This is a genomic window from Bradyrhizobium ferriligni, from assembly GCF_056837965.1.
In genome coordinates this window covers 28251-41029 of the sequence record NZ_JBXEJO010000064.1, presented here as the reverse complement: position 1 = coordinate 41029, position 12779 = coordinate 28251, and the positions used below count along the sequence as shown (strand labels likewise).

Genomic DNA, 12779 nt, shown 5'->3' with positions numbered 1-12779 from the left:
CAGGGCTTCCTCGTCAGATCGGGCGCAACGGTAGAATCATGTGCGACCCATTGCCACCGCCACGCAGGACTTCGATCTGCAACGGACCCGCAGCGGGTATGCGTTGGAAATGATCGGCGTCCGCGCCCTCCAGCGAAAGCCGGATCCGGCTCTTCGCCGAAAAGGTCCATGAGATCGGCAACAGGGAAAAGCGAAAGAGGTGGGGCTGGCCGGGTGTGACGGGTCTCGCGTGACCGCGCGTGCAGGGATGGAATACCGCCGGCGTTCGGTGATGGCGTGGCGGTTCAATCTCACTCCGATGGATGGCGCGCAGGCTGCCTTCGGTCACGTACAGCGAATGGCCGTCAGGCCGTATCTCGGACAGGTATGCGTGGATCGCGAAATCCGTTGCCGGCGATGTGATCCAGAGGCTGATGAGGCCGTGCCCTGTCAATTCCGCATCTTCGGTGAGCTCTGCACTCGTGTAGTTGAGCATGCGGCTGTCGCGGCCGTGCCAATCGGTGTAGTACTCGCGGCTGTCGATTGCCGCGATCCGCTCGTACCGAGTGAACTGCCCCGTTCCGGACTCAAAATTCACGTTGTGCCGGTCCGATCCCGTTGCGCCGGCTGCATCGCCAAGGGTTCCGTCCCGCGTGAGAAACAAGGTCTTGCTGGCTTCAAAAGGAGGCCATGTGTCGGCAGCCTGCCACCCTTCGGCGTGGACGGAAAAGTAATGGACTGGCCTCTCCGACTCGATGCCGGTATCGCGCCCGTCCAGGTACTGGTCGAAGAAGCGAAGGATCTCGGCCATGATATCGAACTCGGGCGCTTCGCTGGATCGCCAGAGTGAGCAGTTGATGCGGGCACCATGATCCCACGGGCCGAGGAGGAGGAATTTTCGTGAATTGGGCAGCGTAAGAAAGCGGCTGATGGCACCATTGGCGTAGCCGGCGCCGTCCATCCATCCCGAAACCGAATAGATTGCGACGTCGTCGCGCACGCCTTCGAAATAGTGCGACGGACTTATCGAGTCGGACGAATAGTTGCTGCCTGCCGCCAGTGGTTCGCTTCTAAATTCGAGCTTGCGCATCAAATCGGGCATGCGGAAATTGCCTGCGTGCTCCTTCACGGCTGCCGCGCATTCAACCCCATCGGGATCGTCGTCCACCGGATGGGGGCCTCTGTAGGCTGGATTGGAGTAGTAGACGAAGTCCTTCAGATATTCGCGCTTGTCTTGGTCGAGGCCGGCCATCATACGGTCGTAGACGTCCGCGAGGTTGGTCAGGAGTATTCCTCCCGGAAAATAGTTATCCAGATAAGTGTCCCAGACCGAGAACAGGGGGGCAATTGCCTTGACCGCCGGATGCGCGGTCGATGCGAGAAAGTCGCTGGCCGCGCCGAGATAGGAAATACCTGTGGCACCGATGGCGCTGTTCGACCAGCTCTGAGCGACGATCCACTCAGCAATCTGGTAGGCGTCGTCTCGTTCCCTGGGGGACCGAAAGATATCTCGCGTGCCGAAGCTGGCTCCGGTGCCGCGCACGTCCACCACGACGAGCGCATAGCCGCGAGGCAGGAAGACATCACGGTATTTCGCAACGTTGGGTGAGGCTTCGACTTGCCCGGCTGCCAGGTCGACGTCAAACCGTCGATAATACGGCGTCTGCACGAGAATCGTCGACCACGGTCCATCCCTCTCTGACCAACTTGGGAGATAAAGATCGATTGCTAGCCGACAGCCGTCTTTCATCGTCAGGTAGAACGATTTCGGAGCGGACATTGCGTAAGTGGGCGGCCTCCTGCGGAGATATTCACTGGGCGCGAGAAGCCAGGCACTTCCGCTACGATCATTGTCTGCCATCGTTCCAGTCCCGTATCCTTCGGAGCGTCCGCCGCGAATTGGTGTATGGAGAGCCATGATCACGTCTCGGTGCTCGGAGACAAGGCAGGTGACTGTCGGTGTCGCCAATTTACGGAAACGATGTCGCACCATTCCAACTCGAAATGAGTCTGAAAGTGCACATTGGTACAGGGAGCGGAGCCGCTGGTCGACTTCGAACGTCCGGAATAGCCAAGAGGAGTGAAAATGGCGGATATCACGGTCTATCGGGCACGAAAGGTCATCACCATGGACCCGGGGCGCCCGTTCGCCGAGTGCGTGGCCGTGAGGGACGGCCGCATCGTTTCGACCGGAACGATAGAGACCATGCAGCCCTGGCTGAAGCGATACTCCCACGAGATCGACGACACCTTCGCCGACAAATTCATCATGCCTGGCTTCATCGATCCGCATACGCATTTTGCGTTCTCATCGAGCTACCTTACGATGCACTATGTCGGGCCGATCGACTCGCCCAGTCCGCAAGGCATCAACAAGGGCCTCAAGACACGCCAGGAGGTTCTCGCCAAATTGCAGGAGGCCGCCGACTCTGACAGCGATCCGGACGCTCCGGTTATCGTTTGGGGATTGGATCCCGCGTCCCAGGGCGGCAACCTCCATCGCGATGAGCTGGACACCATCAAGACCACGCGGCCGATGTGGGTGATCTCCTACGCGCCGCATTTCATCTATCTGAACAGTTCTGCGCTGGAGCGCGCGAAGATTCCGACGAACACGAACGTCCACGGCGTGATGCGATATCCGGACGGGCGGTTGAACGGGCAGTTTGTCGAGCTCGAGGCCGGACGCCTGGCGCTGGGCGCAATGCGCGAAGCGATCGCCGTGCGCGGCGGAGCCGATGGCATCAGACGGATGGCCGACATCGCCAAGAAGGCTGGTGTGACCACGACGGCCGAAATGATCTTCGGCAAGGGAAACTTCGAGAATGAGTGGAAGCTATATTCGGAGGTCGTTCCGGACGGAGGCTTCCCAATGCGGATGGGTCTCGTCTCACTCGAGCTGGCATTGCATGCCGACCATGGCGCGGGCGGTGCCGAATTTCTGTTGAAGTCCATGAATCGAAGCAGCGACAAGCTGTTCTTCCATGGCGTGAAGTTCCTGTCTGACGGGTCGTTTCCAGCCATGTCCCTGAGGCTCAATTTCCCGGGATATCTCGATGGCAGCAATGGCGTCCGTAACGACATCCCGTGGGAGGAGCTGCACGAGCGCATGCTTCCCTACTGGAAGGCCGGCATTCAGATTCATTGTCATGCCAACGGCGACGAGGCGGTGGACGCGTCGCTGAATGCCCTCGCCAAATTGCAGAAGCTGCAGCCCCAGTTCGACCACAGGTTTACGCTGGAGCACTATTGTATCAGCACCCCGGACCAGGCGCGCCGGCTCAAGGCGTTGGGCGGATGCGCAAGCGTCAACAACTACTTCGTCCACTATCGTAGCCAGCTTCACAGCGACCAGGGTTTCGGTCCCGATCGTTCCGAGGCGATCGCGAGACTTGGGTCACTCGAGCGGGAAGGCGTGGTCTTCGCGCTACACTCCGACTACTCCCTCGTGCTCGTTCCCCTTCACCCTCTGACCGCCGCGTGGGCGGCCGTGAACCGCGTCGCGCTCGACGGAAAGACGGTGATGGCGCCGGGAGAGCGGATCAGCGTGGAACGGGCGATGCGAGCGATCACGATCGACGCGGCCTATGTTCTTGGCGCCGAGCAGCGGCTCGGCAGTCTGGAGCCGGGCAAGTTCGCGGACTTCACGATCCTCGACGCCAATCCATTCGAAGTCGACCCCATGGCTCTCAAGGACATCGGGATCTGGGGTACCGTTCTCGGCGGAAAGCCGCAGCCGGCATGACTTCAGGCTGGAAGCGCATGGATGAGGCCGCTTCGGTGGACCCGGCTTCTGCGAAGCAGACGCTGTCGATGCTGATGGGCATCTTCGAAACAGCCCGCATCGTGCCGCGAACGTCTCCCCCGCGCGTGCTGCCGCTGACAATCATTAGCGGCTTTCTCGGTGCGGGAAAGACGACCCTGGTAAACCGCCTTCTGTCGGAGCCTGGGGGCCGACGGATCGCCGTCCTTGTCAACGACTTCGCCGCAGTCAACCTCGACGAGGAGCTGATCCGTTTTCAAAGCGGCGATACCATCGGTCTGACCAATGGCTGCGCCTGTTGCTCGATCAACGGCGATCTGGTCAATGCCATTCAACGATTGGTGGAGCGGAGCGACCCGCCGGATGCCGTCGTGCTGGAGGCCAGCGGGATCGCGGATCCGCGCGGGATAGCTCAAATCGCGCTGGCGAATCCGGCCATGAGGCTCGATGCAATCATCACCCTCCTCGATGCCGAAACCTTCGCGGAGCGGCTTCGAGACGAGCGAACGCGGTCTACCTTTATGTCGCAGCTAACGGCCGCCGATATCATCGCGATCAACAAGATCGACCTGGTTCGCGTACCAGGGACCGAAATCAGACGCACGATCGAATCGATTGCTCCCAGGCGGATTTTGCTCGAAACGAGTCACGGTAACATTCCGACGGACGTCGTTCTTGGCACGGTTCCTCGCGTGGCGTCGATGATGTCCTGCTCTCCGGCTGATCATGTTGCGGGCTTCTCGTCGACCGCTAGGGAATGGAAGGACCCGGTCGACAGGGACGCAGTCCTGGGCTGGTTGCGCGATCTTCCTGCGTACATCATCAGGGCCAAAGGCTCGTTCTCGTTCAAGGGCGAGGAGCGCGCGAGGTATGTCTACCAGCGCGTGGGCCGGCGCGAGGTTCTCGAATTGTCGCCGGATACGGCGGCCGCTTCGTCGGAATCCCGCGTGGTGCTGATTGGCTTTTCCGACAGCTGGAAAGACGCCGATATGTTGGGGCCAGCGCCGTAGCGCCCAAGCCGAACCGTGAGATGTGAGCCCCGTGTTCCGGATCCCGCGATCGCGCGGGTCCGATCGATGGCGGATTTGTACCGAGCCGCCATGTCGCTTCCATCCAACGTCGGCGGCGCTCCAATGCTGGCACGACCACAGCCGAGACGGCTATGAAATGGCTGGTATTCCTCGGTGGGCTCTTATGAAGCGATTTTCGGCTTTATCCCTAGTATGCGAAGCTCTTGGAGGGCATTCGTCCTGGTCGCGCCAGTGGCGCTCACCCGATCCGAAGCCGTCCTACGACGTCGTCATCGTAGGCGGCGGCGGGCACGGCTTGGCCACGGCATTTTACCTCGCCGATCGGTACGGCATCAGAAACGTGGCCGTCGTGGAGAAGGGCTGGATCGGTGGAGGCAACACCGGCCGCAATACGACGATCATCCGATCGAACTATCTCTTCGACGAGAGCGCGAGGCTATATGAGCACGCGTTGAAGCTCTGGGAAGGGTTGTCGCAGGAGTTGAACTACAACGTCATGTATTCGGCGCGCGGCGTCTTGATGCTCGCGCACAACATCCATGACGTGCAGAGTTTCAAGCGTCACGTTCATGCGAACAGGCTCAATGGCATCGACAACGAGTGGCTCTCTCCACAGGAGTGCAAGGAATACTGTCCCCCGCTGAATATCGACGGCGAAATGCGCTATCCAATTCTGGGAGGCGCGCTGCAGCGCCGCGGGGGAACCGCCAGGCATGATGCCGTTGCGTGGGGATACGCACGAGCCGCGGACGCGCGCGGTGTCGACATCATCGAGAATTGTGAGGTTACAGGCATCCGACGGGCGGCATCTGGCGGCGTCGAGGGCGTGGAAACGAGCAGGGGGTTCATCCGCGCGGGCAAGGTCGGCGTGGTGGCGGCAGGTAACACCAGCGTCGTCATGAACATGGCCGGCGTTCGCCTGCCGCTGGAAAGCTTCCCATTACAGGCGCTCGTATCCGAACCGGTGAAGCCCGCGTTTCCCTGCGTCGTAATGTCGAACACCATTCACGCCTACATCTCGCAGTCGGACAAGGGTGAGCTGGTTATCGGCGCGGGCACAGACGCATATACGTCATATTCGCAGCGCGGCGCCCTTCACATCGCGAACCATACGCTGGACGCGATATGCGAGCTGGCGCCGATGTTCCGCCGGCTTCGCATGCTGCGGAATTGGGGCGGCATCGTCGATGTTACGCCTGATCGTTCGCCGATCCTCGCCAAGACGCCAGTCCCGGGTCTTTACGTGAATTGCGGTTGGGGAACCGGCGGCTTCAAGGCGACGCCCGGCTCCGGCGACGTGTTCGCGCGGACCATCGCCAGGGACGAGCCCGATGCCATCAACGCGCCGTTCACCATCGAGCGCTTTCGTGAAGGTGTCATGATCGACGAGGCCGCCGCAGCGGCTGTTGCCCACTGACTCACTGGGAAGATCGCATGTTGCTCATCAAGTGTCCCTACTGCGGACCTCGTCCCGAGATCGAATTCTCATATGGGGGGCAGGCCCACATAGACCGTCCCAAGGATCCGATGGCGCTCGACGACGAGTCGTGGGCCGAATATCTCTACATCCGAAGCAACGCGAAGGGGCTGCATTCCGAGCGTTGGCGGCACACCCACGGCTGCGCGCAGTTCTTCAACGTCAAGCGTAATACGATCTCCGATGAAATCCTGACGACCTACAAGGTTGGCGAGGTGCCTGACGATGTGCCGGAAGCGGTGGATCGGTCGACCAAGGGAGGGGCCGTTCTGTGACATACAGGCTCTCCTCCGGGGGTCACGTCGACCGCAGCAAGCCGCTCAGGTTTTCCTTCGACGGAAAGCAGTATTCGGGCCTCGCCGGAGACACGCTGGCATCGGCGCTCATTGCGAACGGCATCCACCTGATTGGGCGATCGTTTAAGTATCATCGGCCGCGCGGGTTTATGTCGGCCGGATCGGACGAACCCAACGCTCTCGTCGGTATTGGCGACAGCGAGGCGCGCTACACGCCGAATCTGCGCGCGACCCAGGTCGAGCTGTACGACGGCCTCGTGGCGGAAAGCCAGAATCGCTGGCCTTCGCTAGCGATGGATCTCGGAAGCCTCAATGATCTGTTCTCCCGCTTCATCACCGCCGGATTCTATTACAAGACGTTCATGTGGCCCGCGGGCGCGTGGACCGCTCTTTATGAGCCGATCATCCGCAAGGCGGCGGGTCTCGGCAGGGCGCCGAAGGCCGCGGACGCGGATCGGTACACCCAGGTGTATCGCCATTGCGACGTCCTGATCGTGGGTGCAGGACCGGCCGGCCTAGCGGCAGCGCTTGCCGCTGGTCGCTCGGGGGCAAGCACCATCATCTGCGACGAGCAGGACCGGATGGGAGGTTCTCTGCTCTCCGAGCGCGAGGCGATCATTGACGGGATGCCGGCCGCCGATTGGCTGACGCGCGCGTTGAAGGAACTCAGCTCCCTTCCGAACGTGACCCTGCTGTCGAGAACGACCGCATTCGGATGGTATCCGCACAACTTTCTGGGTCTCTGTCAGCGTGTGACGGACCATCTGGGTAAGATCGACGCCAAATGCCCGAGAGAGCGCATGTGGCAGCTCCGGGCCAAGGAAGTCGTCCTGGCAACAGGCGCCATCGAGAGGCCCTTGGTATTTCCGGACAACGATCGTCCGGGCATCATGATGGCGGAGGCGGCCCGCACATATCTCAATCGCTATGGGGCGATTCCGGGGAAGAGGGTAGCTGTCTTCACCGCATGTGACAGCGCGTATCGCGCGGCGCTGGAATTGAAGGCGGCCGGCGTGGATATCGGGGTCATCGCCGACCTGCGGCCCTCTGCCGAGGGGCCCTGGATCGACCGCTCGCGTGCGGCCGGGATCGATGTCCGTCCCTCGACCACGGTCACGGCCACTTATGGTCGTTTGCGTGTTTGCCGCGTCGATCTCAGGAATGAAATCAGCGGCGCGACGGACTCCGTATCCTGTGATCTGTTGCTGACGTCGGGGGGCTTTACGCCCAGCGTCCATCTGTTCTCGCAGTCTCGCGGCAAGCTCGCCTACGATGAAGCTCTGAAGGCTTATGTACCAGGCGTGTCGGTCGAGCGCGAGCGGTCGGTCGGTGGCTGTCGCGGGCTATTCGATCTTGGCGCATCCATTGCAGATGGCTTCAGTGGCGGACTCGAGGCCGTGAAGCGCGCCGGCCGGAAGCCGGCTCCCGAGCAGAAATTCCCGGTGTTTGCCCAGTCGCTCGGTCAGGACGGCGTTATCGGAGTTCCGAGCAAGGCCGGCAAGTCGCGACGCAGAGCCTGGGTCGACTTCCAAAACGATGTCACCGCAAAAGACATCGAGCTCGCAACGCGAGAGGGATTCCGCTCCATCGAGCATGTGAAGCGCTACACGACGACAGGCATGGCGACGGACCAGGGTAAGACGTCGAACATGAACGCGCTCGGCATTGTCTCGCAGGCCACGGGTCTGCCCGTCTCGAAAGTGGGCCTGACGACGTTCCGGCCTCCGTTCACGCCCGTCACCTTCGGTGCGTTTGCCGGACAGTCCAAGGGCAAGCTGTTCGACCCGATCCGGCGGACGTCGATCCACGATTGGGCGGCGGAGAACGGAGCAGCGTTCGAGGATGTGAGCCTTTGGAAACGCGCTCATTATTTTCCACGCAATGGTGAGGACATGCATGCGGCCGTGCGGCGGGAATGCGCCGCGGTGAGGACGTCCGTCGGCATCTTCGACGCCACGACGCTCGGCAAGATCGAAGTCGTGGGCAAGGATGCCGCCGAATTCATGAACCGCATGTACACGAATGCCTGGACTAAGCTCGAATCAGGCCGGCTTCGATATGGTGTCATGCTTCGCGAGGACGGCTTCGTCATGGATGACGGCGTCGTCGGGAGAATGGCGCAGGATCGCTTTCATGTCACGACGACGACAGGCGGTGCCGCGCGCGTTCTTGCGCTCATGGAAGACTACCTTCAGACCGAGTGGTCCGATCTCGACGTCTGGCTGACATCGACGACCGAGCAGTGGGCCGTTATCGCGGTTCAAGGTCCAAATGCGAGAAAGGTGCTGGAGCCGCTTGTGCAGGGCGTCGATCTCTCGCCGGAAGCCATGCCGCATATGAGTGTCCGCGAGGGATGGATCTGCGGAGTACCCACCCGTCTCTTCAGGGTTTCGTTTACAGGCGAGCTTGGGTTCGAAGTGAACGTTCCGATGGGATATGGGCGCAGTGTCTGGGAGGCCATCTACGCCGCCGGACAGGCCTACGGTATCACGCCATATGGCACGGAGACGATGCATGTGCTCCGCGCGGAGAAGGGTTACATCATCGTGGGTCAGGAGACGGACGGTACCGTCACGCCGGACGATGTCGGCCTCGGTTGGGCCGTCGGCAAGGCAAAGAAGGACTTCGTCGGCAAGCGCTCGCTCGCTCGCCCCGCGATGACCAGCGCCGATCGCAAGCAACTGGTTGGCCTGTTGACCGTCGATCCAAAAGTCGTGCTGGAGGAGGGTGCGCAGATCGTTGCCGACCCGAGCGAGCCTATCCCCATGACGATGATCGGTCATGTGACCTCGTCCTACTGGAGCGCAGCCCTGGATCGCTCGATAGCGCTTGCGCTCGTGCGCGGTGGGCGCGCGCGTATCGGTACGCGCCTGCACGTGCCAATGCCAGGTGGTGACATCGAGGTGGAGGTCGTGTCGTCGGTCTTCTACGATTCAGAAGGGAAGCGTCTCGATGGCTGAGGCAGCGATCACTAGAATCAACTCGTTGGCCGGGATCGATCGCGATGATGCGACGGTGTCGGATGCGTCGCTCGCGGTTCTTCCCGATACCGCCAAGTTCGTCTTTCGCGGAAGGCTTTCGTCGTGGAGCGCGGTCGGCGACGCGTTCCGCGTGGAACTGCCCCGGACGGTCAATCGTTTCAATGGAAGCGGCGGTCGCAAGGCATACTGCCTCGGTCCGAACGAATGGTTGCTCGAAGCGGTTGGCGAGGAGCCGGCCCGATTGTATTCCGAACTGGCATCGAAGCTCGGCGGTCAGGCATGCTCGCTTGTTGACGTGAGCCATCGGTCGGACGGTCTCGCAATCTCCGGTTCGATGAGTGACTACGTGCTCAACCACGGATGTCCTCTCGACCTTTCGGAGCAACAGTTCCCCGTGGGCATGTGCACGCGCACGCTTCTTGGAAAATCACCCATAGTCTTGTCGCGAACAGCCCCCGAGACGTTTCAGATTGATGTGTGGCGATCGTTCTCGATGTATGTTTGGGCGTTCCTGGATGACGCTCGCCAGGAGTTCCTGTGCCAGCAGGCACTGACGTGACAGCCGTAGGGCCATGATCGGCATTTTTGAACTCTTCAAGGTCGGTATAGGTCCGTCATCGTCGCATACGGTCGGGCCGATGAAGGCCGCGTCGGCGTTCGTCGCGCACCTGAAGCGGGCTGGCGCGCTCGCGCAAGTCAGCACGGTGCGTGTCGATCTGTATGGATCGCTGGCCTGGACCGGCAAAGGGCATGGAACGGACAAGGCGGTCATTCTCGGTCTTGTGGGAGAAACGCCCGACACCATCGATCCCGATCATGCGGATCAGATCGTCAATCTCGCGCATGCGGACCGCAGGATCCGCCTCGGCGGGGTCCGTTCGATCTCGTTCGATCCAAGGACGGACGTGGTGTTCGACGGCGTGACCGAGACCAGGCGGCATCCCAATACTCTGGCCTTTGCGGCGTTCGATGCCGCCGGCAAGTGTCTTGTCGAGCAACGGTGGTGTTCTGTCGGCGGCGGTTTCGTGGTGTTGGAGGAGGATGTCGGACAGTCTGCGCCGGCTTCGGATGGAAACGTGCCGTTTGCCTTCAAGTCCGGACAGCAACTGCTCCAAATGGGAGACTCTTCACGCTTGTCGATCGCCGACATCGTCATGGCGAACGAACTGTCCCGACTCTCTCGCGAAGAGATCGAAGCAAAGCTCGATCATATCATCGCGGTCATGATGGCCTGCATCGATCGCGGGATGGTGATCGAGGGTGATCTGCCGGGTGGCCTCAAGGTCCGGCGGCGCGCCCCGTCGCTCTTTCGTCGCTTGCAGAAAGCGGCTGGCTCGAACGACCGGCCGCAGCACATGGTAATGGATTGGGTCAGCCTCTACGCCATCTCTGTCAACGAGGAGAACGCGTCGGGCAGCCGTGTTGTCACCGCGCCGACCAACGGCGCCGCCGGAATCATTCCTGCCACACTTCGCTACTTCCGTGATCATTGCGGTCAGGCTGATCAGGCGGGACTTCGGCGGTTCCTTCTCACGGCGTCCGCGATCGGCGCGCTCTTCAAAATGAACGCCTCGATTTCGGGTGCGGAGGTCGGATGCCAGGGTGAGGTCGGTGTCGCCTGTTCCATGGCTGCCGCAGGCTTGGCGGCAGTTCTGGGCGGCACGAACGAGCAGATCGAGAATGCTGCTGAGATCGGCATGGAGCATCATCTCGGCATGACCTGCGATCCCATCGGCGGCCTGGTTCAGGTCCCCTGCATCGAGCGGAACGCCTTCGGAGCGATCAAGGCGATCAGCGCTGCCTCGCTGGCGTTGCAGGGAGACGGTCAACACGTGGTCTCGCTCGACAAGGTGATCGCGACGATGCGAGAGACCGGCAAAGATATGCAGTCGAAATACAAGGAGACCTCGCTGGGAGGGCTCGCGGTCAATCTGGCCGAATGTTGAGGATAGGACGATGGGTCAACAGGCTTCGAACAAGTTCTTCACCACCGACATTTCGGTCCTCGATCCCCAGGTCGCGTCCGCGATCGCGGACGAACTGAGCCGGCAGCAAGAGGAAATCGAGCTCATCGCCTCCGAGAACATCGTCTCGCGCGCGGTCCTTCAGGCCCAAGGGTCGGTTTTGACCAACAAATATGCCGAGGGGTATCCGGGGCGCCGATACTATGGCGGATGCGCCTATGTCGACGTGGTGGAAGACGTGGCGAGGGAGCGCGCCAAGTCGCTGTTCGGCTGCGCGTTCGCGAATGTGCAGCCGAATTCCGGCAGCCAGGCTAACCAGGGCGTCTTCATGGCTCTGATGAAGCCGGGCGATACGTTCCTGGGCCTGGATCTTGCCGCCGGTGGCCATCTGACCCATGGCGCCAGGCCAAATATGTCTGGCAAATGGTTCAATGCCGTCAGCTATGGCGTTCGCCCCGAAGACCAACGGATCGACATCGAGGGCCTTGAGCGGCTCGCGCTTCAACATAGGCCGAAAGTCATCGTGGCTGGCGGCTCGGCCTATTCGCGCTTCTGGGATTTCGCGGAGTTTCGTCGAATCGCAGACGCAGTCGGCGCTTTCCTCATGGTCGACATGGCGCACTTCGCAGGCCTCGTCGCGGGTGGCGTGCATCCGTCACCCTTCCCGCACGCGCACGTCGTAACGTCGACCACCCACAAGACACTGCGCGGTCCGCGTGGCGGCCTGATCCTCACCAACGACGCCGAGATCGCGAAGAAGATCGATTCCTCGATTTTTCCGGGCCTCCAGGGTGGGCCATTGATGCACGTGATCGCCGCGAAGGCGGTCGCGTTCGGCGAGGCGCTGACGGCCGACTTCCAGCGATACGCGAAGGATGTCGTCGACAATTCCAGGGCCTTGGCGAGCGCGCTGATGGACCGCGGCTATTCCGTCGTTTCGGGCGGAACGGACAACCACTTGTTGCTCGTCGACCTACGGGGCAAGAATCTGAAGGGGAAGGTCGCCGAAGCGACGCTCGGACGCGCCAACATCACCTGCAACAAGAACGGAATTCCCTTCGATCCTGAAAAGCCGACGGTGACGTCGGGGATCAGGCTCGGAACTGCGGCAACCACATCGAGAGGTTTCGGCCAGGGCGAGTTCCGAACGGTAGGCAAGCTGATCGCGGATGTGCTCGACGCGGTTTCTGTTGCAAACACGGATACCGCTCCGGAGGTGGAGGGGCACGTACGGGCACAGGTGGCCGAGCTCACCAGGGCATTCCCGATCTACCCCGATCTGTAATCG

9 protein-coding genes are annotated in these 12779 nt (G+C 61.4%); 8 read left to right on the top strand and 1 reads right to left on the bottom strand.

Translation table 11 applies throughout. The features are described from left to right. Window positions 1–13: 13 nt before the first annotated feature. Complete coding sequence (locus AC1VNY_RS31290) at window positions 14–1840, bottom strand: CocE/NonD family hydrolase (RefSeq protein ID WP_482408054.1); 1827 nt, start codon at window positions 1838–1840, stop codon at window positions 14–16. Between the two features lie 225 nt (window positions 1841–2065). On the opposite strand from AC1VNY_RS31290, the gene AC1VNY_RS31285 reads away from it, so the two are divergent. The 8 genes from AC1VNY_RS31285 (at window position 2066) to glyA (ending at window position 12776) form a co-directional block, all read left to right on the top strand. Next, on the top strand, window positions 2066–3724 hold the full coding sequence (locus AC1VNY_RS31285) for an amidohydrolase (protein WP_482408053.1): 1659 nt from the start codon (window positions 2066–2068) through the stop codon (window positions 3722–3724). A gap of 17 nt (window positions 3725–3741) precedes the next feature. Continuing rightward, window positions 3742–4752, top strand: coding sequence for a CobW family GTP-binding protein (locus tag AC1VNY_RS31280; protein WP_482408052.1), 1011 nt, complete (start codon window positions 3742–3744; stop codon window positions 4750–4752). A gap of 184 nt (window positions 4753–4936) precedes the next feature. Next, entirely contained in the window at window positions 4937–6190 is a 1254-nt protein-coding gene (locus AC1VNY_RS31275; RefSeq protein WP_482408051.1) for a sarcosine oxidase subunit beta family protein, read from the top strand. Window positions 6191–6207: 17 nt separating this feature from the next. Beyond that, window positions 6208–6525 carry a sarcosine oxidase subunit delta gene (locus AC1VNY_RS31270; RefSeq protein WP_482408050.1) on the top strand — a complete coding sequence of 106 codons (318 nt, stop codon included), beginning with the start codon at window positions 6208–6210 and terminating at the stop codon, window positions 6523–6525. After that, window positions 6522–9506 (top strand): sarcosine oxidase subunit alpha, encoded by a 2985-nt coding sequence (locus tag AC1VNY_RS31265; RefSeq protein WP_482408049.1) that lies wholly within the window; start codon window positions 6522–6524, stop codon window positions 9504–9506. Before AC1VNY_RS31270 ends, AC1VNY_RS31265 begins: the two co-directional genes overlap by 4 nt. After that, window positions 9499–10086: a sarcosine oxidase subunit gamma gene (locus AC1VNY_RS31260; RefSeq protein WP_482408048.1), complete on the top strand. Its 588-nt coding sequence runs from the start codon at window positions 9499–9501 to the stop codon at window positions 10084–10086. The genes AC1VNY_RS31265 and AC1VNY_RS31260 overlap by 8 nt, the downstream gene beginning before the upstream one ends. 13 nt (window positions 10087–10099) lie before the next feature. Further along, window positions 10100–11473, top strand: a complete 1374-nt coding sequence (locus AC1VNY_RS31255) for an L-serine ammonia-lyase (RefSeq protein WP_482408047.1) — start codon at window positions 10100–10102, stop codon at window positions 11471–11473. A 10-nt stretch (window positions 11474–11483) separates the two neighbouring features. Next, window positions 11484–12776, top strand: a complete 1293-nt coding sequence (gene glyA, locus AC1VNY_RS31250; protein ID WP_482408046.1) for a serine hydroxymethyltransferase — start codon at window positions 11484–11486, stop codon at window positions 12774–12776. Window positions 12777–12779: the final 3 nt, after the last annotated feature.

Excerpts from the sequence above, each read along its gene's own strand:
- AC1VNY_RS31290 (WP_482408054.1), bottom strand. The coding sequence starts at position 1,840 with ATGGCAGACAATGATCGTAGCGGAAGTGCCTGGCTTCTCGCGCCCAGT.
- AC1VNY_RS31285 (WP_482408053.1), top strand. The coding sequence starts at position 2,066 with ATGGCGGATATCACGGTCTATCGGGCACGAAAGGTCATCACCATGGAC.
- AC1VNY_RS31280 (WP_482408052.1), top strand. The coding sequence starts at position 3,742 with ATGGATGAGGCCGCTTCGGTGGACCCGGCTTCTGCGAAGCAGACGCTG.
- AC1VNY_RS31275 (WP_482408051.1), top strand. The coding sequence starts at position 4,937 with ATGAAGCGATTTTCGGCTTTATCCCTAGTATGCGAAGCTCTTGGAGGG.
- AC1VNY_RS31270 (WP_482408050.1), top strand. The coding sequence starts at position 6,208 with ATGTTGCTCATCAAGTGTCCCTACTGCGGACCTCGTCCCGAGATCGAA.
- AC1VNY_RS31260 (WP_482408048.1), top strand. The coding sequence starts at position 9,499 with ATGGCTGAGGCAGCGATCACTAGAATCAACTCGTTGGCCGGGATCGAT.
- AC1VNY_RS31255 (WP_482408047.1), top strand. The coding sequence starts at position 10,100 with ATGATCGGCATTTTTGAACTCTTCAAGGTCGGTATAGGTCCGTCATCG.
- glyA (WP_482408046.1), top strand. The coding sequence starts at position 11,484 with ATGGGTCAACAGGCTTCGAACAAGTTCTTCACCACCGACATTTCGGTC.